The sequence below is a fragment of the Maribacter sp. HS genome (assembly GCF_048059195.1).
GTDB classification, from domain to species: Bacteria; Bacteroidota; Bacteroidia; order Flavobacteriales; family Flavobacteriaceae; genus Maribacter; species Maribacter dokdonensis.
In genome coordinates this window covers 249,385-271,400 of the sequence record NZ_JAYLVV010000003.1, presented here as the reverse complement: position 1 = coordinate 271,400, position 22,016 = coordinate 249,385, and the positions used below count along the sequence as shown (strand labels likewise).

Annotated in this window: 10 protein-coding genes; 3 read left to right on the top strand and 7 right to left on the bottom strand. The window is 36.3% G+C overall.

Features of this window, described 5'->3' with window-relative positions; all coding sequences use genetic code 11:
* Nucleotides 1–39: 39 nt before the first annotated feature.
* Nucleotides 40–3,762, top strand: coding sequence for a metallophosphoesterase (locus VBZ51_RS06285; protein WP_416576399.1), 3,723 nt, complete (start codon nucleotides 40–42; stop codon nucleotides 3,760–3,762).
* A 9-nt stretch (nucleotides 3,763–3,771) separates the two neighbouring features.
* On the opposite strand, the gene VBZ51_RS06280 is transcribed toward VBZ51_RS06285, so the two are convergent.
* The 5 genes from VBZ51_RS06280 to VBZ51_RS06260 are packed head-to-tail and all read right to left on the bottom strand — an operon-like array spanning nucleotide 3,772 to nucleotide 13,478.
* Nucleotides 3,772–4,629, bottom strand: a complete 858-nt coding sequence (locus VBZ51_RS06280; RefSeq protein WP_416576398.1) for a hypothetical protein — start codon at nucleotides 4,627–4,629, stop codon at nucleotides 3,772–3,774.
* Nucleotides 4,622–5,521 carry an AraC family transcriptional regulator gene (locus VBZ51_RS06275; protein ID WP_321828384.1) on the bottom strand — a complete coding sequence of 300 codons (900 nt, stop codon included), beginning with the start codon at nucleotides 5,519–5,521 and terminating at the stop codon, nucleotides 4,622–4,624. The genes VBZ51_RS06280 and VBZ51_RS06275 overlap by 8 nt, the downstream gene beginning before the upstream one ends.
* Before the next feature lie 5 nt (nucleotides 5,522–5,526).
* The gene (locus VBZ51_RS06270; RefSeq protein WP_416576397.1) at nucleotides 5,527–6,876 is read right to left on the bottom strand and encodes a vanadium-dependent haloperoxidase; all 1,350 of its coding nucleotides are present in this window, start codon (nucleotides 6,874–6,876) and stop codon (nucleotides 5,527–5,529) included.
* A gap of 4 nt (nucleotides 6,877–6,880) precedes the next feature.
* On the bottom strand, nucleotides 6,881–10,132 hold the full coding sequence (locus VBZ51_RS06265; RefSeq protein ID WP_416576396.1) for a VCBS repeat-containing protein: 3,252 nt from the start codon (nucleotides 10,130–10,132) through the stop codon (nucleotides 6,881–6,883).
* The gene (locus VBZ51_RS06260; RefSeq protein ID WP_416576395.1) at nucleotides 10,122–13,478 is read right to left on the bottom strand and encodes a VCBS repeat-containing protein; all 3,357 of its coding nucleotides are present in this window, start codon (nucleotides 13,476–13,478) and stop codon (nucleotides 10,122–10,124) included. The genes VBZ51_RS06265 and VBZ51_RS06260 overlap by 11 nt, the downstream gene beginning before the upstream one ends.
* A 275-nt stretch (nucleotides 13,479–13,753) precedes the next feature.
* On the opposite strand from VBZ51_RS06260, the gene VBZ51_RS06255 reads away from it, so the two are divergent.
* Nucleotides 13,754–15,406, top strand: a complete 1,653-nt coding sequence (locus tag VBZ51_RS06255) for a solute:sodium symporter family transporter (RefSeq protein WP_210708259.1) — start codon at nucleotides 13,754–13,756, stop codon at nucleotides 15,404–15,406.
* A gap of 506 nt (nucleotides 15,407–15,912) precedes the next feature.
* Here the strand turns inward: VBZ51_RS06255 and VBZ51_RS06250 are convergent.
* Both VBZ51_RS06250 and VBZ51_RS06245 read right to left on the bottom strand, forming a co-directional pair.
* Entirely contained in the window at nucleotides 15,913–17,523 is a 1,611-nt protein-coding gene (locus VBZ51_RS06250; protein WP_416576394.1) for a RagB/SusD family nutrient uptake outer membrane protein, read from the bottom strand.
* A 19-nt stretch (nucleotides 17,524–17,542) separates the two neighbouring features.
* Nucleotides 17,543–20,665 carry a SusC/RagA family TonB-linked outer membrane protein gene (locus VBZ51_RS06245; RefSeq protein WP_091608671.1) on the bottom strand — a complete coding sequence of 1,041 codons (3,123 nt, stop codon included), beginning with the start codon at nucleotides 20,663–20,665 and terminating at the stop codon, nucleotides 17,543–17,545.
* A gap of 322 nt (nucleotides 20,666–20,987) precedes the next feature.
* Here VBZ51_RS06245 and VBZ51_RS06240 point away from each other — a divergent pair, with 322 nt between their 5' ends.
* Entirely contained in the window at nucleotides 20,988–22,010 is a 1,023-nt protein-coding gene (locus tag VBZ51_RS06240; RefSeq protein WP_058104994.1) for a LacI family DNA-binding transcriptional regulator, read from the top strand.
* The last annotated feature ends 6 nt before the right edge of the window (nucleotides 22,011–22,016 follow it).

Sequence of the window (22,016 nt, the reverse complement as noted above, 5' to 3'; positions counted from 1 at the left end):
TAACCCAAATTACGAAAATTTAAAGAGGGCAAGGCTACTATGAAAAAGATTTATGCATATCTATCGATTTTTATATTTATTACAAGTTGTGCAACCTATAGTACAAAATATGTAGATGATAAATATGCTGTAGATGTTGATAGTTCTAAAGAAGTTTCACATACATTTTATTTAATTGGTGATGCAGGTTTGTCTCCTATTGGGGGTATGAATCCTGCACTCAAAATTTTCAAAAATAAGTTGGATAAGGCAGGTAAGAACAGTACTGCCATATTTTTGGGTGATAATATTTATCCTGCTGGGCTACCGGATCCAAAAGATTCTACACAAGCCTATATAGAGGCAAAAAATCATTTAGATGCCCAAATAAAAACTTTGGAGAATTTTAAGGGCAGACCACTTTTTATACCTGGTAATCATGATTGGTACACTGAAGGTTTAATTGGTCTGGAACGGGAAGAAAATTATATAAAAAGAGCTTTAAAAGAGAAGGAAAAAGACCCTTTTTTACCTGAGAACGGTTGCCCAATAGATGTCATAGAAATTGGGGAAGATGTTGCCATCATTACAATAGATACAGAATGGTACTTGACTAATTGGGACAAACGCCCCGATATTAATGACAAATGCGAGATCAAGAGTAGGGACAAGTTTTTTCTGGAATTGGAAGATGCCATAAAAGATTATAGAGATCGCACCACGGTAATAGCCATGCACCATCCATCAAACAGTTATGGCGAGCATGGAGGGCAGTATTCGTTAAGAAAACAATTCTACCCAAAAAAAATGGCAGTGCCGGTACCTGTTTTAGGCACTTTTATTAATGTATTAAGAACTACATCTGGTGCATCCATTGAAGATGTAAATAACAAGCGATATAGAGAATTGATGAAAAGGGTAACGACCTTGGCACAATATTCCGATCGGGTAATATTCGCATCAGGACATGAACACACATTACAGTATATCCTTGAAAATAATACGCCGCAAATTGTTAGTGGTTCAGGTGCAAAAGAAGGTTTTACAAAGTTGCTGAACGGTTCTCAGTTCAGTACGGGAAAAATGGGTTATGCTACTTTAGAAGTATATAAAGATGGGTCGTCAAGAGTTAGATTTTATGGTGTTGGCGAAAACAATAATGAAGAATTTTTGTTTACAAATGAAGTGTTGCCACCTACGCAAGTAACGTTTGAAGCTGAACTTACAGTCAGTTTCCCAGATTCTGTAGAGGCGTCCGTATACACAGATAATGAGATTGAAAAAAGTAGGTTTTATAAAGGAATTTGGGGTGAACGCTATCGTAAGTATTATGGGACAAAGGTAAAGGTGCCTACGGTACGTTTAGATTCCCTTATGGGTGGTCTTGAACCTGTTAAGAAAGGCGGAGGTCATCAATCTAAATCACTTCGTCTTCGCGCAAAGGATGGTAGGGAATATGTCATGCGAGCTTTAAAAAAGAGCGCCGAGCTATACTTGCAGTCCATGGCTTTTCAGGATCAGTATGTATTGGATGATTTAAAGGAGACCTATACCCAAGAACTTTTGCAGGATTTTTATACAGGCTCACACCCGTATGCTCCTTTTACCACAGCGCGATTATCAGATGCTGTTGGTATTTACCATACAAATCCTGTATTGTATTATGTGCCAAAACAGCCGGCTTTAAAAGAGTATAATGATTCTTTTGGAGATGAATTGTATATGATTGAGGAACACACTGGAGATGGTCATGGTGATTTGGCAAGCTTTGGATATTCAAATGATTTAAAGAGTACTGATGGCATGCTAGAAGACTTGCGTGATGATGAAAAGTATGAAGTGGACAAGGATCTTTATTTAAGAGCTCGGCTTTTTGATATGGTATTAGGTGATTGGGACAGGCATGTTGATCAGTGGAGATGGGCAGAGTTTAAAGACGAGAAAAAGAATAAGGTAGTATATAGACCTGTACCTAGGGATCGTGACCAAGTATACTCCAAAATGGGAGATGGTGCTTTAATGAATATTGCCACGCGTATAATACCAGGTTTAAGGTTAATGGAAGGTTTTAATGAAGAAATTAGAAGCGTAAAGGGCTTTAACTCTTCTCCTATGACCTATGTTTTGGATCTTACCTTGTTAGGAGAAACAGAAAAAAGTCAATGGTTGGCTCAGGCAAAATACTTGCAAGAGAATTTAAAGGAAAGTGATATTGATGAGGCGTTTAAAGCTTTTCCTGAGGAGGTAAGGGATGAAACGGTCAATGAAATTAAGCAAACACTTTTGGCACGCCTAAGCCACATTCAGGAAACGGCAAATGAATACTACAAGATTTTAAATAAGTATGCTGTTGTAGCGGGTACCGACAAAGATGATTGGTTTGAAATCAATAGACTTAATGATACAGAAACTGAGGTAAAGGTTTTTAGAAATATAGGAGATAAGAAAAAACGTCTTTTTTATTATAAGATTTTTTCAAGTGATGATACCAAAGAACTTTGGGTTTTTGGTTTGGATGATGATGATATTTTTGAGGTTAAGAATCCTTCCAATTTTACGGGAGTAAAGGTGAGAATTATTGGGGGGCACAACAATGATATATATCGAGTGGATAATGGTAAGAACGTGGCATTGTATGATTTTAAGAGCAAGAAAAACACGTTTGAAAAGACAAGTGGGGCAAAAGTTAAATTATCAGATGACTATGAACTAAATACCTATCAGCCACTTAAATTGAGAAATAGTTTCAATCAAATTATACCTACTATTGGTTTTAATCCAGATGATGGGGTTAGAATAGGTTTCTTAAATACATACACCTATAATGGGTTTAGACAAAATCCTTTTACGCAACAACATACCATAGGTGCATCTTATTATTTTGCCACAAGCGGTTTTGACGTAAAATATCAGGGAGAATTTGCCCATGTTTTTGAGAATTGGAACGCAGAATTGAAAGCCCGTTTTACAAGTCCTAATTTTGCGGTGAATTTCTTTGGTTTTGGTAACGATACAGAAAATTTTGATGATGACTTAGGGTTGGATTTTAATAGGGTAAAACTTAGGCAAATAGACTTTTCACCATCATTGGTTTGGAGAGGACAGTTGGGCGCTAAGGTGAAACTGGGGTTGTCCTATGAGAATATTAGTGTAGAAGAAACCAATGATAGGTTCATAAACACTTTTTATCAACAAAATGGAGAAGAAACCAATAGTGATTTTGTTGGAGCTCATGCCACTTATACTTACGAAAACAGGGATAATGAAGCATTCCCAACCTTAGGAATGGGAACTTCGTTAGAAGCAGGGTATAAAGAAAATCTTTCTAAAGAAGGAGGTAGTTTTGGGTACATAATACCAAGCTTAAGTTTTGATTATAAATTAATACCAAGCGGAAGGCTGGTGCTTGCTACAAAATGGAAAGCACATTTTAACTTAGGTGATGAATACGAATTTTACCAAGCTGCCAGTATAGGTGGTATTGATGGTCTTCGTGGTTTTAGAAATCAGCGTTTTACAGGTAAAACCTCCTACTATCAAAATACGGATATTAGATTTAGCCTTGCTAAAAAACGCACAAGACTACTACCTACTGCAATGGGGCTTTTTGGTGGTTTTGATTATGGAAGGGTGTGGATGCCTGAAATGAGTTCTGGTCGTTGGCATACCTCTTACGGTGGAGGTTTTTTCTTAAATGCATCGGATATTATCTCGGTGAATACGGCAATATTTGCCAGTGAAGACGGACCAAGGTTTACTTTTGGACTAGGTTTCGGTTTTTAGAAAAGTAAATTATTTTATAGAATAGGTGTATAGGTTACCACCTTCACTATGTGCTTTTTCATCGGAAATGAGTAGGGTGTCATCATTGAGAAAACAAACCGATTCTAATTGAGAACGGGCACCTAGATCAATTTCTTGCATGTTGCCCGTTGTAAAATCATCCCAGGTAAAATCTGTAAAAATGAACAGCTTACCATAGCTAAGCGCAACGATTCTGTCCCCTTTTGGAGATATGTCAATTGATGTGATTTGGCATATTTTCCAATCTTTGCAAGGCGTAAATGAACCTACAAGGGTTGCCTCATAAGTACCCTTGGTATCTGGTACTGAGTAAATATGGGCTTCTCCTGTAAATGCTTTAGACCTGTTTTTGGTTACTATGAATATTTTACCATCGTGGTGAAAAATAGCTTCTGAATCGTAAAATAAACCCTCTTTTTTAGGGGGGAAATCTTTTTGGTCCGGATAGTGGAGCTTAATTTTTTCAGCGTCAATTTTGTCTCCTGGTTCAATAGTAGGGTTGGGTAGTTTATAGATGACCAAATCTTTTCTTTTGTTCGCATTGTTACCGATATCACCAATATAGAGATTGCCGGCTTTATCAGTGGTTAGGTCTTCCCAATCTTGATTGTCACCATTTTTAACTTTAAGACTTTTAAGAATATCTCCCGTAAGGTTTATTTGATATATTTCATCTTTATTGCCACCATCTTCAATGACCCAAACTGTAGAATCGCCATAAGTGGCCAATCCAGAGTTTTCATCCAAACTGCCTGGCAAATCTGCAATTACTTTTAATTGACCGTAATTAGAGCACGAGGTGAATACAGATAAAACTAAAAATGTGCTTAATACTATTTTATTCATCTTGATCAGCTAATGGCATAAATACTTCAGCTTTCCAACGCAAAGCATCGCCACCCATATTTGGGTTGTTAAAAAAGAATTCTATTGGCTTTTTTTCTATGGCAATGTTCTTTTCTTCAGCGTAGTCCAATAAAGTGTACCAAGCTCTATCAGAGGTCATGTAGTTACCATTATAAACAGCCTTAAGTGATTTTTTGCCAATGAACTCTTTATAAATAATATCTTTTATTTGTGGCAAGGTATCGCTTTTAATAATGGGGTAGCAAAAATTAAAGCTTATGCTATCATTTTGCATATTCCAATCTGTAGTTTCAATAAATGGAATACCGTTTACCTGAATGCCATTACTTGCTATTACGGAATTGAGAAAAGGATAACTCTCCATCATGCCAAAAGCCTTGGTTATCTGTGTGGTTTTGTGTTCAACGCAGGCACAGTAGGTAGAAGGTAGGTTATCTTCTCCCATAAATGTAACTTTAAATTCCTTTCTATGGGCATTGAGGTTCTCAATGAAATCGGTCACGGTTTTTCTTGATTGTTTTTCAAAATCGGTATCGTAAAATGGGACCGCAAGTTTATTTCCCATACTATGGTCTTCATCCTTTACATTCACGATTAATTGTGAAGTAGAATCCGTAATGGGGGTTATGTTCCAATTATAGATATGGGTAGAATCCCCGGAAACAATTCTTTGTTCTAAATTACCCAAGTTATTAAGCTGTCTTACAGTAGCATTTGGTAAGGTATTGTTCCAAGCTTTTAAAGCTTGATTTATAGTACCAGTATTAGATTTGGCTACAACCCTTATTTGATAATCTTGTGGTTTAATAAGAAAATACCAAAGTAATGCAACCATTAATATGGCAATGGTTATAGTTAAGCCTTTTTTCATGCGAATTAATTATGTGCTAAACTTGAATTTTTCTTCATTTTAATTTTAGAGTTTAAAAGATCACCAATTTTTCTACCTTGGCCAACACCTACTTCTACCGCAGCTCGGTAGTGAATTCCGCCGTACATTCTACTAATGGCAGCTTCATCGGCAGCTTCGTTAAAAGAATTAAATTTTCTTATAGGTAGACCATAAGGAGTTTCGGTATCATCTTCAAAGCTAAAATTATCGCCAAAAATACTGGTCAATGCTGTAGAGGCTGCACCGGAAACTACACTGTGTCCGCTGGTATATTCCGGAAATGGAGGAGTTTGTAAAATAGGTTTCCAGTTTTCATCTATATGTTGGTTGATCAATGTTTCGGGTCTAATCAGGTTGCTTCGGTATTTTTCATCCCAACAGCTAATGAAACCGTCAGCAATGGCCATAGATGTCTTGGTGTATGCAAATACGGTATCATCAAAATTACTATTGGTCTTTTTTGCCGCTATTTTTGTAATACCGATCCAATGTGCCCCTGGAGTAATTTTTTTGGTAGCGAACATCAAATGACCTCTAGTTACCGAAACATAAGGGTTGCAATCCCAGAATTTGGCAATGGCCACTTCTTCAGATTCATCTCCGGTTTTGGTGATATCATTACTGATATTATAAACCTCAATAAGTTCTTTGTAGAAGTCGGAGTCTTTTTCTAATGAGAATGGCGGTGGTGGTACTGGTTTAAACTGCGATGCCGAATCAATAATAAATGGGCGAATTTTATTCCAGTGTGGTTCTATACCATCCATATAAGCAGGTGGGGTAGGTTGCCATCTCGCTGGGTCGTCTGTGTTGACCGTAAATTTAGGCATTGTTCTGGTTTGACTGTAATTGTCCTTGTTCATCCATTCTTTAATATGTTCTGCCACTTTTAAGCCGTAGATTTTAGAGGCTTCAAATTCCGGTTCGTTCATATTTTTCCATTTTGTGAACAAACTATCTTGCAGTACATCAAACTTATCTTCAGAAAAGATGAGCTGTCTACTGATGTTCATATGGGCAATTAGTGCGGATAATTGTGGATTAATAGCAGATGCGGTATCTATCGCCGGTATTGGTTTTAAGTCTTTTAGTTGACCAGATAAAGATTGGTAGTCAGGGTTTGTTTGAGCAACGATCTCATATGCCGCAATGTTTGGGTATGCAAATATTCTACTGGCTACTGGCGGAGAGAAAATATCATGGATCATGATATCTATAACATGGTCAATAGAATTATGTAGATCGTCTGGAGAAATCTTAATTGGTTCTTGTTTTTTCTCTGTACAGTTTGCAAATAAGACAACTGCTAAAAGTATAAATACATATTTTTTCATTGTACTAAGGTTTGAGTATTTGGTACACCTCTGCTGCTTTGTCATTAAAGGTGAGCAATATATAATTGTTGTTATTGAAATTGATTATGTTCATATTACGAATCGATTTTCCAGTTAAATCGAGACCAATTTTATTTGCTAAGGTAATATTGCTGTCGCTGCTTATCAACGCCCCGGGAAAAGAATCAAAACGCCCATGGTATGGTTTAACTCCAAAATAATTTCCGGCTGCGAGTACCTCTGTTTTAAGATCTCCGTTAAAGTCAAACTCCAAGAAAGACATTATAGGTGCCAATTGCAGTTCATAACTAAAAGGAATAAAAGAGAATTTACCATTGTTATTTTTAAGATAGCCAGAATTTAAAGTATGCACTTCTAAAATTTCCGCATTTGCTAGCATATTCTCACCTAGAATTTCATCTATGGGTTTGCCAGCGAAAGAATGGTAGTTGTTGAATTTTTTACGAAGCGAAACCATTTGGCTGGCTAATTCTTTTAATCCGTCTACAGGGTAATCTTTACCGTCTTTGTATGTACTTACAATGGTTTCTGTTGCACCATTTTTATCAAGGTCTCCATAATACATTTTCATAGGATGTTCTTCTGATGTGGAGAACTTCGTATTTAAGCCCCAATTGCCTAAAAGAAAATCTTGGTCGCCATCACCATCAATATCAAAACTAGTGACAGTCTGCCATAAACCGTTTAACTTATCGTTTTCTAAAGGATGTATTTCTTTGAAAGTACCTTCATTATTTTCAAAAAATTTAGGGGACATCCATTCACCTACAAATAAAAGATCTTCCCATCCATCATTATTGAAATCTGTGACCAAAGCATCGGTAACCATACCTAGATTCTCAAATGTATTGTCGGCTAAGCTAAAGTTGCCGTTTTCATTTTTTAATAAATAACTGTTAGGTTTATTTCCATAATCTGCACTTATAGATTGGTTGCAGACTAAAAGGTCCAAGTCGTCGTCATGGTCGTAATCAAGTTTTAAGAGCACGGATGTGTTCTCGAACATTTCGGGAAATTCTTTTTTAGAATAAGTTTGATTATTTGATACGTAGTAGGAATTTGTAAGGGGCTTCATTTCGTTGTAGAAATCTGCACCACCTGTCCCTACAATCAAATCGTTCTTTCCATCATTGTTAAAATCTGCAATAATTGAAGTAACATCCTCTTTAATACTATCCTTGTTTATCTCTGGATAATCCGTTTTTTGAAATACAGTGTCACCTTGAATATAAACTTGAGAAGGAATGTATTTTGAGCCACCAAAGAAAATATCTTCTTTGCCATCTGCGTTTAAATCGCCTACACTTACTGCCGGACCTCTGTCTGACATTTGATAAGGAATCAATTTTTGACGTAAATAATCGCTATAAGCATCTTCATTATGAATATAGTCAATGCCTAGGTTGTTCAATGTTTTTTTGAACAGTAATTGCTTTTGAAGGTGTAGGCTATTATAATTAAAAGGTTTGTTTTGACTTGGACTAATATTCAATGATTGATTTACTGCTATATTTTTTAAAGTCTGATAGCTTTTGTCCGGCCATATGATTTTTAAGGAGTCAATAGTAGTAAGGTCACCGTACCCAAAATGAATAATAGGTTCTGAGGAAGCCTGGAACCCACGAACCGTATACATTTCTTTAAATTGCTGAACACCGTTTGCGTAAGAGAAAATTTTAGTACCTATACCAAATTTGTTTTTTGGGGTATAATCTAATTTAATCTTAAGCCAGTGGGCTTTGTCATTAGTAGTGTTCTCTTGTATTTCCGCAGGGCTATAAAGATTGTTGGTGACTAAATCTAAGTCGCCATCATTATCTAGGTCACTATAGGCTGTAGCACCGGTTATTATAGTGTCTTGGGCAATCCAGTTTTTTGATTCATCGATAAATTGAAGGTCTTTTGAGCCCTTAAAAATCATATTCCCTATAAAACCCGATGGCATCATTTTAAGTGCCTTTTGATCTACAAGGTTGGTATTGTTGATTTTTGATCTAATGTTATCATTAGAAATATAGTTAATATAATCTAGATCATTAGGACGTTTAGGTATGCCGTTACTAATATAAAGATCTTGCTCACCGTCTTGGTTAAAATCCCCGAATAACGCGCTCCAGCTCCAATCTGTTGCCGCAACGCCACTTTGTAATGCGGTTTCTATGAATTTACCATCGGGTTGATTTACAGAAAGCATATTTCTTGTATACTGATTATGGTATCCAAAAGTTTCGGTTTTCATTTTTTGAATTTGGATATCATCATCACCCTCGGATGATTTGAGAACAACTTCATCTCTGCCCAACATATCCAAAGAAATTAAATCTGGTAAACCGTCATGGTTAATGTCTGCCACATCACTTCCCATAGAAAATCGTGTGGTATGTCCAAAAGCCTCTTTAATACTCTCTTTAAAAGTTCCATCACCATTATTTAGGTAGTAATAGTCGTCCTCATGAAAATCGTTCCCAATATAAAGATCAGGGTAACCATCCTGATTAAAATCAGAAACGGCTATTCCTAATCCGTATCCATTTACTCCACCATAAATACCGGCTTCTTCGCTGACGTCAACGAATTTACCATTGTCATTACGTAGCAATTTGTCGCCAGTTTCGTAAATACGATTATGTCTTATTTGCGCATTACCGTAAGAATCTTGAGTGTGTATGGCATGGTTAAGGAGATATATATCTAAATCACCATCTAAATCATAATCCAAAAATGCGGCAGATGAGCTATAAGATTCAAAATCAAGATCAAATTCAGCTGCGCTTTCTTTAAAAGTAGCATCTCCTTGATTTATGAACAGCTCATTATATCCATTGAATCCGTTTAAACCAACAACTGCACAAACATAAATGTCCAAAAGACCATCACCGTTTACATCTCCCATTATGGCTCCGGTATTCCAAGAACTATTACCCTCAACGCCTGCCTTTTCAGTAATATCTTTAAACTGTAAATTGCCTTTGTTGAGGTATAACTTATTCTTTACCTGATTTCCGGAAAAATAGATGTCAGGTAAACTGTCATTATTGATGTCACCAATGGCAACACCACCACCGTTATAAAAGTAGAGGTAATCTAATATGCTTAGGTCTTTGGTTTCGGTAAGTTTATTTTCAAAGGTGATGCCTGTATCTTTAGCAGGGAGTTTTGTAAATAATTCACCGGAATTTTGCTTGCATCCTAACGCAAAAACCAAAACAGATATGTACAATAACTTATTCCTCATTTAATCTATACAGTTTTGGAGTATCGTCATTAATTGCGGCAATAATAAATTCGTTTCCGTTTTTATCCTTTATGGTTTTTAATTGCTTTACTTCATTACGTATAAAGAAACCACTGTCAGAATAATTTTGCCATTTAAAATTTAATTTACCGTCACCAAGTAGGACATTTCCATAGTTGGCATCTAGTCTAGAGTATTGAGGCTTAAATTCAAAATTATTACCTGCCATGACAAGGTCTAGGTTTCCATCTTTATTTACATCTAAACATTGAATGCCACAAATACATGAGAACTGTACTTGTGGTGGTAAAATTTTAATGGTGAAATTACCATTACCTTCGTTAATAGCAATAACAGATTCTGATATGTTTACCTGCTTTTGTATGGTATTATCTAGAATATCTTTTGAAAATAGTTCTTGAATAGTCTTCGTTGCATATTCTGAAGCTTTAATATTCTTTTTCTTCAGCGCTAATATTTGTGTGGTCAATTCTTTTTTCTGGTGTAACGGGTAATCGCCATTGTCATAGTTTTGGGTGGTAATTTGCTCAATGGTACCATCATTGTCAAAATCGTTCACCCACATTTTCATAGGTTTGCCAGGAGCTGGTTTGTAATGGATATTACTACCCATATTACCAAGAATTAAATCTTGATCGCCATCATTGTCTAAATCATAGGCCTCAACAGCTCCCCACCATCCATTTAAACTATCTAACGAACTTGTAAATTTACTAAGCCTTCTGCCAGAGTTTTTATAAATTTTTGGGCTTCCCCAATCGGATACTGTAATCAGGTCATCTTTACCGTCACCATCCATATCTGCCCAGCTGGCATCCGTAACCATACCGGCATCTTTAAGGTCGTATGCGGAACGTTCAGTAATATCGGTAAAAGTTCCATCACCGTTATTTGATAAGAATAAGTGGTCTGGGTTTACACCATAAGTTCCTACAATACTTCTTGAACCTACAAAGACATCTACATCGCCATCGCCATCAAAATCTGAGGGAGAAATTACCGCAACATTTTTATTGATGCTTGGAAGTTTGTTGGTGCTTAAAGAGAAATTTCCTTTGCCGTCATTTATGTAAAGTCTAATTCCGTAAGAACCTTGATTGCCTATTTCATTGCCACCGGTACCAACCATAAGGTCAAGATCACCATCTTGGTCGGCATCAAAAAATGATGCTGTTGTATCTTCTAATTGAGCTTCTTCAACAAAGAATTTTGTTATGGGTTTAGAAAGTGAACCATTGCCATTATGAAGATATAGTGCGCCAGTTTGGTTTTTTGCACCACCAATAAAAATATCATCATTGCCGTCTCCGTTTACATCGCCAACCGCTAAACCAGGACCTTCTTCTGCCAATGATTTTGATATTAATCCTTCATTATCAAAGTCCATATAATTGTTTTCTTTATGGGTCAAGAAAGTATTGTTTTCTATAGATTTCAACAGGGTAGAGGCTTTGGTATTTTTGACTTTGTATATATCTGTAGCTTCTTCTTGGTTAAAGGTAATGGTCTGGTTTGCCTTTACGTTTTCAAGTTTTATTGTAGTGTCATTTGGCCATATGATACGGACAGAATCTATAGTTTCAGTAGTGCCCAAACCAATGGTCATAGGGTAATCTACAGAAGATTGAAAACCCCTAGAAGGCATTAATGTTTGCTCTATAATGTTATCTGTGTAATACAAGCGGGCCACTGTGCCTATTCCAAACTTATTACCTTCTCCACCTCTAAATTTTAAAGTGATATGGTTGTTGTTAGACTGCGTTTCAGAATTGTTACGGTATACAAAGGCTTCCATGTTTACGTTGTTGACTACCAAGTCTAAATCGCCATCATTATCTAGGTCACCATAAGCAGAACCGTTTGATCTACTTGGCAGTTCAAAACCCCATTGTTTATTATAATTACTGAACGTGATATCACCATTATTTCTGTACGCGTAATTTGGTAATGGGGTAACCGGCATTTTGTTTATAATGGAATCAATAGACTCCTTTCTGCCGGTCAATGCCATTTTTTGAATGATTTCATTGGCAAAGAAATCCACGAAATCAAGGTCTGTCAAATCATGGTTAATGCCGTTAGTGACGTAAATATCTTTTAGTCCGTCATTATCCATATCGAACATGAGTCCAGACCAGCTCCAATCTGTAGCTTCTACACCACTATAATATGCAATTTCAGAAAAAGAGCCATTACCGTTATTGAGCTGCAGCGTGTTCTGAATATATTGCTGATGGAAGTCTTTGCTCTGTTTTAACTTAAAAATATTATAACCTTCAAATTCCATCACCGATTTTACACGTTGATCCGGTTCAGGTAGCATATCTGTAATAAAGATATCGGTAAGACCATCATTGTTAATATCTGCCATATCAATCCCCATGGCGGATAAACTTAGGTGATTGGTCCATTTTTGAATCTCCTCACTAAAGGTCCCGTCTTGGTTGTTAATGTATAAATAATCCCTTTCGTAAAAATCGTTGGAAACGTAAATATCTGGGTATAGGTCATTATTGATGTCCACTACCATTACCCCTAATCCGAAACCAATTAGACTACCATAAATACCGGCGTCTTCACTGACATCTACAAATTTACCGTTGTCATTTCTTAAAAGCATATCGCCAACACCTCTAAAAATTTTTGGAACACCTTCCCAATCTTGGGCTCTTACTTCTCTTTGTTCGGCATACCCTAAGCTACTTACTGGTATATTACTGTTGTTTAGAATATAGGCATCTAAATCACCATCTTTATCATAATCAAAGAAAGAAGCATGGGTTGAAAAACCTGTTTCCGCCAAATTATACTCATGGGCTTTTTCTGTAAAAGTGCCATCACCGTTGTTGATATAAAGATCATTGTCATGATTGTTCCCCTCCATATTACCAGCGTTACTAACATAAATGTCTAGGTAACCATCATTATTGATATCTGCCATAACAACACCCGTTGACCAAGGTTTGTTTCCTTTTACACCTGCTTTTTCCGATATGTCTTCAAATTTTAAATCTCCTTTATTTAAAAAGAGTTTATTGGGTTCCATATTACCTGTTAAAAAAACATCGGATAGCCCATCATTATTAATGTCTCCAATGGCAACACCGCCTCCGTTATAAAAATTGCGGTATTTGAAAATGTTGAATTCTTTTGAGTTCGCAACTTTATTTACAAAAGATATACCCGTTTCTTCAGGTTGTAAAAGTGTAAAAAGTGTAGGTTCACTATTATTTTCAAGAGTGTTACCGTCTTCTTTTGAACCGCAGGATTGTATTAGTAAAAAAAATAAGCCAAGCAAGCATAGCTTAAGAAAATTGAAGTTCATTCTTTTTATGTTTGAAATGGATTTTTGAGTAATAATATGCGTTGTAAAAATTGAGTTAGTCACCTGTGTAATAGGTTATTCAAAAATGATTTGCAATATAGCCAAATACCTAATATTTGTTAGGTTTATTTGCCAAAAGTAGACGTTAAAATTTAAAGAAATCGTTATAGTGTTCGTAGTAAAATGCGAATAATGAGATTTTGCTGCATCTTTTTAGAAGTAATGAAAATAATCCAATATATTTAACCTTGACTAAGTAACAAACAACTCAACAGATGATAGGCATATTTTCTTTCTTAGGCTTCACCATATTGGTAGCCGTAATTTCATATTTAGCAACTAGAACAACAGATGAACAAACCTCAGATGGTTATTTTCTAGGGGGTCGAAGTTTAACGGCAGGCGTAATAGCTGGTTCATTATTGCTGACCAATCTTTCTACAGAGCAAATTGTAGGGCTAAACGGTAGTGCATATACAGATGGTTTATCTGTAATGGCATGGGAAACCTTAGCGGCGATCGCAATTGTAGTAACAGCAATTTTTCTGTTACCAAGATATTTAAAAGGTGGGTTGACAACCATACCGCAATTCTTGGCCAAAAGGTTTGATGTTACAACAAAGACCATCACCTCTGGTCTGTTTTTAACGGGGTATGTCGTAGTGTTGTTGCCTGTAATACTGTACTCGGGATCGGTGGCGATTAGCGGTATGTTTGATGTGCCCACATTATTGGGGGTTTCTGATAGTACGGCATTGGTAATTTGTATTTGGGGAATTGGATTAATAGGATCCGTATATGCGGTTTTTGGCGGATTGAAGGCTGTGGCTGTTTCAGATTCTATAAACGCAGTTGGTTTATTGATAGGTGGATTATTGATTCCGATATTCGGATTAATGGCTATTGGGGATGGAAGTGTTTTCGGCGGACTTGATATTTTGGTAAGTGCGAATCCTGAAAGATTTGATTCTACGGGAAACCGAGGTCAAGAAGTACCTTTTGCAACTATTTTTACGGGAATGATGTTGGTACAGTTGTTTTATTGGGGTACCAACCAACAAATTATACAAAGGGCATTAGGGGCAAAAAACTTGGCCGAAGGTCAAAAAGGATTATTGTTGGCTTCATTTTTAAAAATATTAGGACCATTAATTTTGGTTTTACCGGGCATGATCGCATATCATTATTTTGATGGTGGTTTAGCTTCAAGTGATCTGGCTTACCCGGAATTGGTAAGAGCGGTTTTACCTAAGCCATTAGTTGGCTTCTTTGCAGCTGTATTGTTCGGTGCAATTTTAAGTTCTTTTAATAGTGTACTTAATAGTTCTGTAACCCTATTTGGTATTGACATCTACAAACAACATATTAACCCGGAGGCACCAGAAACTACGGTGGTAAAATACGGTAAGATTTTCGGGATATGTTTGGCGTTAGCGGCTATGTTCATAGCTCCGCTTATAGCAAATGCAGGAAGCTTGTTCAATTATTTGCAAGAAATCAACGGTATTTATAGCATTCCTATTTTCACCATAATAGTTGTAGGATATTTGACTAAAAGAGTTCCGGCTATTGCTGCCAAAGTAGGTATTCTATCAGGTTCTGCATTATATATAATTAGTCAATTTTGGTTGAAGAATAAATTTGTAGATGCAGCATTGGCAGATGCTAATGCAAAAGGTATTACAGACCCTATGCAATTGAAATTGATTGAGGCTGATGCCTATCCTCATTTCTTACACATAATGGCGATATTGTTTGTAACCAATATTGTTATTATGTTAATTATTGGTGCTATTAAACCAAGAAAAGAACCTTTTGTTTTAGAGTATACAGATCAGGTATCCATTACACCATATAAGTATGTGAATCAGGCAGGTATAGCGATTTGTTGTATTGTAATCGGCATTTACGTGTTCTTTGCAAAGTAAGAAATTTTACAAGTCATGATTTAAATAGCCACATCAAATTTTTGATGTGGCTATTTTGATTTATTTGGTAGCTGAGCTATGTTTCATTCTATTTCTTGATTAGTGTAGAATAGAAAGTATTCTTGTAAATGAATTGATAGGTTGTATAACGCGAAAATACTTTGAAATCCGTATCATATTTTGTGGCAAATGGCTGGTGCTAAATTCAAGTCCTCTCAGTGTTAAGTTCTTGTGAACCATTGTTATCGGTATGAGAAAGAAGTAATTTGTCGAGATAGAATGCTATGTAATAGCAAATATAACTGTAGGCAATAATAGGGAAAGAAATTTTTTTTTGGTGTAGTGTGTAATATTTCCATTGAATTTAGCCAATCTGGTTTGTAATTAGACATTAGCTAAAGAAATCTTACAGCTCAATTTGTTCAAATAGCGTATTATATAAATAAAAAAAAGCCTCCAATATGAAATTGGAGGCCTTTTCAACTTAAACTAAAAATTATGTTTGCTTAGTATCCTGGGTTCTGTACTAAGTTAGGATTTGCAAGCAATTGAGCTTGTGGTATTGGGAACACATTGTAATCATCATTATTGATGGTTCCTTCTGCTTTAAATAACCAATCTCTACCAAATTGACCAAAGCGAATTAAGTCATTACGTCTCCAAGCTTCTTGGTATAACTCTCTTCCTCTTTCATCTAAAATATCTTGCTCAGATACGGTACCTAATAATTCTTGAGTATTACGTATAGTTCTTAACTCATTGATCATTGCCGTAGGGTCACCACCACTTCTAAACATAGCTTCCGCTTTCATCAAATGAGCATCAGCATATCTAAATACGATTTGGTGACTAATAGAAGCTTCTCCATTTCTAGCAGCATACTTCTGAATACGTATACCCGTAGTTTCATCATTGTTAATGAAGTTTACGTTACCCGCACCATCTTTAAATTCTCTTTTGAAAGTAAGAGGAGCTCCTTGTCTATCCAGTAATGGAGTTCCGTCTAGGTCATATTGTTGGTTGATAAGAAAACCATAACCAACATTTGACCCATCTACAAATCCGTTGTTATCAGATGCGTATGGCTGACCTGCAAAAGCAGTACCTATTGTTGGTACACCACCTCTACGTTCTTCTTGTCCGTCAACAGGATTTTGATCTGCATCTAATTCATTTGATTCGGCATCACCTTCAAATAAGTCGTAAAATTCAGCAAGTGTGCTAAAACCGTTCCAGCCACCACCTTGTATACTTGTACTGTTGTAGTGAAGTCCCATAACAATTTTGTTAATGGTATTTGCTTCTAAAGCCCAAATAGTTTCAGTGTCTGCATCTGGTAAGAAAAGGTCAAAGTAGCCTTCTTGCAGTGCATAACCTTCAGCTGTAATTTCATCAACTAAAGAGATTACTTCTGCCATATCTGAAGCTTCTGGAGCTGTGCCAAGATAAATATGCTTGTTCAAAAGAACTTTAGCTTTTAAGTATCTTGCAGCGGCTTTACTTGCTCTTAAGTTAGCTTCGCCACTACCTGCAGATGTTGCAGGGGCATTAGCAATAGCCATATCTATATCGGCAAGAATGAAATCCAATGCTGCTTGACCCGTAAGTACTTCAGGTACAGAAGAAGATGGTAATTCGGTATCTCTATAAGGAACTTGACCAAAGTTGTCCAATATAACCCACATGCTATACGCTCTTATGAAGCTAGCGTCTCCAATGTTGGTGGTAGATGGGTTACTTCTTGAATCTAAAACCTGAGAAGCTTGTAATTGGTTTCCGTTCCATTGCTGGAAAACATTTGTGATGAATGCATGCTGTCCGTCCCAATCGTGCGTATGTAAGACTCTCCAGAGACCATTATCGCCCCAGTCACCCCCACGAGTAGGGATCAAATGTTCATCTGATGTAACTTCTTGTAGAGCGAAGAAATTACCTTGATCGGCATATTGCCCCGCTAGTGATCCATATAAATTCGTTACTGTTGATGAGGGATCGGCCAAGCCTTGAAATCCGTCAGAAATGATCGAATCTGTTTCTTCTATTTCTAGGTCGGTACAGGAAGAAACCCCTACCAACGATAGAATAGAAAGTGTTAAGATTTTAAAATTATTTTTCATGATATACAATTTTTTTTAATTAAAATGATGCATTAATACCAAAAGTGAATGTTCTTGGTCTTGGATAAGAACCATAATCAATTCCTCTTGATGGTACACCAGAACCTAAATCACCAGTATTAGCTGTAACCTCTGGGTCTAATCCACTATAATCAGTGATTAAGAAAAGGTTTTGCCCGGTAATTGAAAAACGTAAAGAATTTAATGCTCCTTCGCCAGATAATGGTACGTTATAACCTATACTAGCATTTTGGAAACGTACAAAATCTCCTTTTTCCAAGAAACGTGTAGAAGCATCGGCAGAAGCTCCAGGGTCTTCACCGCTTGTTAAAACACTTTGTGTAACGTTTCTAGAGTTAGAAAGAGCACCTGCTGTAAAGTATGCATTTTCAGTGTTGTTATATACTGAGAATCCAAACTGACCTTGGAAGAATACAGAAGCATCAAAATCCTTAACTTTTAAGTTTAAGCTTAAACCTGTTGTAATATCTGGTAAAGCATCTTCACCAACAAAGGTTTTGTCTTGGAAAGGATCACCGACACCATTCCCATCTACATCTTGGTATGTTGGAGTTCCGGCACTATCAAAACCTGTGAAAATTGGTAAGAAGTATGAATATAAAGATTGTCCTGATGCAAAACGTTGAGCAAAGGCGCCAGAAAGACCTGGACCATTAACCTCACCCGTGTCAATAAGGCCATCAAAATTTTGAACCTCATTGTCGTTATAGGCAATATTAAAATCTGCGGAAAAAGTAGCGTCATCAGTTCTTACGAAATCGTAAGCCAATGCAAATTCAATACCTTGGTTAATGATACTGGCATCAACATTCTGGAACTGGAACGGGTCAACTGCAGGTGCAGCTGGTGGAGTCTGTAAAAGAACATCTGTAGTTTCAGTTCTATAGATATCAATACTACCACTTAAACGATCATTGTTGAACCCGAAATCCAAACCTGCATTTAAGTTAAAAGAAGATTCCCATTTTAAGTCCGGTCTATCTGTAGCAACAATTGCTGTACCATTTGCGTTAATTTCAAGATTTTGTTGAACTGTTAATCCTGAAAAACGTTGTCTTGCTACGAAGTTACCGTAACCTAAACCATCTTGGTTACCGGTGATACCCGCACTTAAACGTAATTTAAGGGTAGAAACGTTTTCGCCAACAAAATCTTCTTCGTTCATTTTCCAAGCAAATGCACCGGAAGGGAAATATCCGTATTGATTTTCAGGACCAAATCTGGAAGAACCATCAGCTCTCATTGTTGCCGTAAATAAATATTTGTCGTTCAATGTGTAATTCAATCTTGCAAAGAAAGACTGTAGTTCATCTGTATTGTCAAAAGAATCTGTAAAAACAGAAGTTACAGCGCTGTTAAGGCTTCTTCCTAATTCTTCTTGAGCTACAACTGTTGGTAATAATCTATTGATTAAAACTCCATTAGTGTTGGGTGCATAATACGCTTGCTGATAAGATCCGGTTACTGCATTCTGTAAGTCGTTAACCGCACTTCTTAAGTCTCTTCCCATAGCATTTAAATCACTAGTAGAATAACCTCTACCGCCAGAATTGAAACCAAAAGTTTGGAAATCTTGGTAACCAAAACCAACTAATGCCTCTAAACTAGAATTTTCAAATTCTTTGTTGTAGTTCACAGTAGCCTCTAAAGTTTTATTGTCTCTTTCTAAAACACCATAATTTCCACGACCTATATCTGAAACACCATTAATGTTGTTGATGTCTCTTGAGATAACAGATGTGTTAGAAGCTTCGGAAATGTCTATACCTGCATTTAATTTGGCAGAAATTTCAGGGGTAAAGTTGTATTGAACAGAACCGTTTAAAAGGTATCTATTTGTATTGGTGATGTTCTGTGTATTGTCAAGTGCATTTTGCGGGTTAACATTTAAACCACCTGCATTAAAGCTTGAGCTAGCTGGCCATGTTGGGTTAGCGGCATAAGCTCCACCTAAAACATCACCTGCAGCACCTGCTTGTGCACTAATTGGTGCTTGAGAATCATTAATACGTGCAATGGACATTTGTAGTCCTAAAACTAATTTATCTTCTAAGAATCTTTGGTTAAGATTTAATCTACCTGTAATTCTTTCTAAATCGGAATTTTCAACGATACCAAATTGTTTGCCATATCCAAAAGTAGCTCTTACGTTACCACTACCGTAGTTTTTAGAATAAGAAAGGTTTTGGTTTTGAGAAGCAGTTGATCTCAATACCACTTGTTGCCAATCTGTATTAGCTCCAAAATTTACCGCACTTGCATCACCACCTACAGAAGTTACACCAGATAAAAATTCAGATGCATCTAAAAGGTCAAAAGTATTGGCAGCCTTAGATATACTTAAAGAGCTAGAAAAGTCCCACACGCCTTGGCTACTTCCTTTACCACTCTTAGTAGTAATAATAACAACACCGTTAGCACCACGCGAACCGTAGATTGCCGTTGCCGATGCATCTTTTAAAATACTGATGCTTTCAATGTCATTTGGGTTAATAAAGTTCAATGGGTTTTTAACGGCACTTTGACCAAAACCGGTCTCACCTTGTGGAGATGTATCTCCTCCACCCAATGGAACACCATCTACCACGAATAATGGATTGTTATTGGCACGTACGGAGTTAGAACCTCTAATGTTAATTTGAATACCGGCACCAGGTTCACCACTTGTTTCTTGAATGTTGACACCTGCAGTTTTACCTTGAATCAGTTGTTCTGGCGAAGCAATGTTACCACCGTTAAAATCTTCCGCAGTAACCGCTGTTACGGATCCGGTTGCATCTTTTACGGTAGTTGTACCATAACCAATAATTACAACCTCTTCCAATGCTTCAGCATCTTCTTCTAAAGTAAAATTGATTGAAGTTCTACCATTTACCGCTACTTCTTGAGTCTTGTAGCCAATGTAACTTACAATAAGTACTGCACCTTCTTCAGCGGTCAAAGTATAATTACCGTCAAAATCGGTTTGTGTACCGTTCGTAGTCCCCTTTACAAGAACACTAGCTCCTGGTAAAGGTCCACTTGCATCTGAAACAGTTCCAGATACTTCTTGTGCCTGCAAGAATCCGAAGCATAAAAATGCTCCAAGAACCAACAGACTTTTTAGGAATGTAATCTTCATAAATTGTTAATTTAAGTTGAGTTAATTTAATTTCAATTGTTAAAAATATGCAAAAAGGTGTGTGAATGATAGAAAGTGCAAAGTTAAAAAATTACGAAAACGGTTTCGTGTTAATAACTTTTATTTTTTGCGAGTATAATGAATGTTAAAGGAGGTTTTTGTTATATTCATAATTATATATCTGTATTAATATGAAAATATGATTATTCTGCAAATATATGAAAAATAGATTTTTGAATATATTTACCGTTTTCATCTCCATAGTAAACTTTAGCTTTTAGAAAAGATTAAGTTCTTATCTTAAATTTTTAAACCTTCTATTTTGAAACCAAAAATTACTTTAAAAGACATTGCAAGAGAGCTAGATGTATCAATCTCTACCGTTTCCAAAGCACTAAAGAATAGCAAGGAAATCAGTAAGGAAACTAAGGATAAAATAAAGGCTTTTGCAAAATTCTATAATTATAGGCCAAATAATATTGCTCTTAGTTTAAAGAATAAAAGAACAAAAAATATTGGTGTTGTTATTCCAGATATAGTACATCATTTTTTTACTACGGTTTTTAGGGGTATTGAGAAATATGCGAATGCTATGGGGTATAATGTCATAGTATGCATTTCTGATGAGTCTTATGATAAAGAGGTCATAAATATGGAAATGTTGGCAAATGGAAGTATTGATGGTTTTATTCTTTCATTAAGCGCTGAAACACAAAAAAAGAACGATTTCACCCATTTAAAAGAATTGCTTGATCAAGGAATCCCTATAGTACTTTTCGATCGTATAACTACTGAAATAGATTGTGATAAAGTTATTTTAAACGATTTTGAAGCTGCCGGTGATTCCGTAACACATTTTGTTAAGGCTGGTGCAGTAAAAATAGCTTTAATAACCACAGAAAAGTATTTTAACGTAAGTGAAAGTAGAAAGGAAGGTTATTTAGCAGCTTTGAAATTAAATAATATAGCATTAGATGATCGTTTAATTTTAACACTACCCCATGATCGGGATAATACAAATTTAATAACCGAATTTTTTCAGAATAATGACGTTGATGCAGTATTATGTGTTAATGAGATATTCGCCATTCAATGCATGAGTGTAATTCAGCATTTAGGATACACCGTTCCAGATGATATTTCGATAATCGGTTTTACCGACGGTATACTCTCTAGGTATTCATCGCCCCAATTAAGTACTGTGGCGCAGCATGGTGAGAAAATGGGAGAACTAGCGGCCAAACTATTGATCCAAAGAATGGAATCTGTAGAATTAGTAGAGGAGCCATTTAAGACAGAAGTTATTAATGCAACTTTGGTAAAACGGGGTTCAACAATTAATTAATAGTTA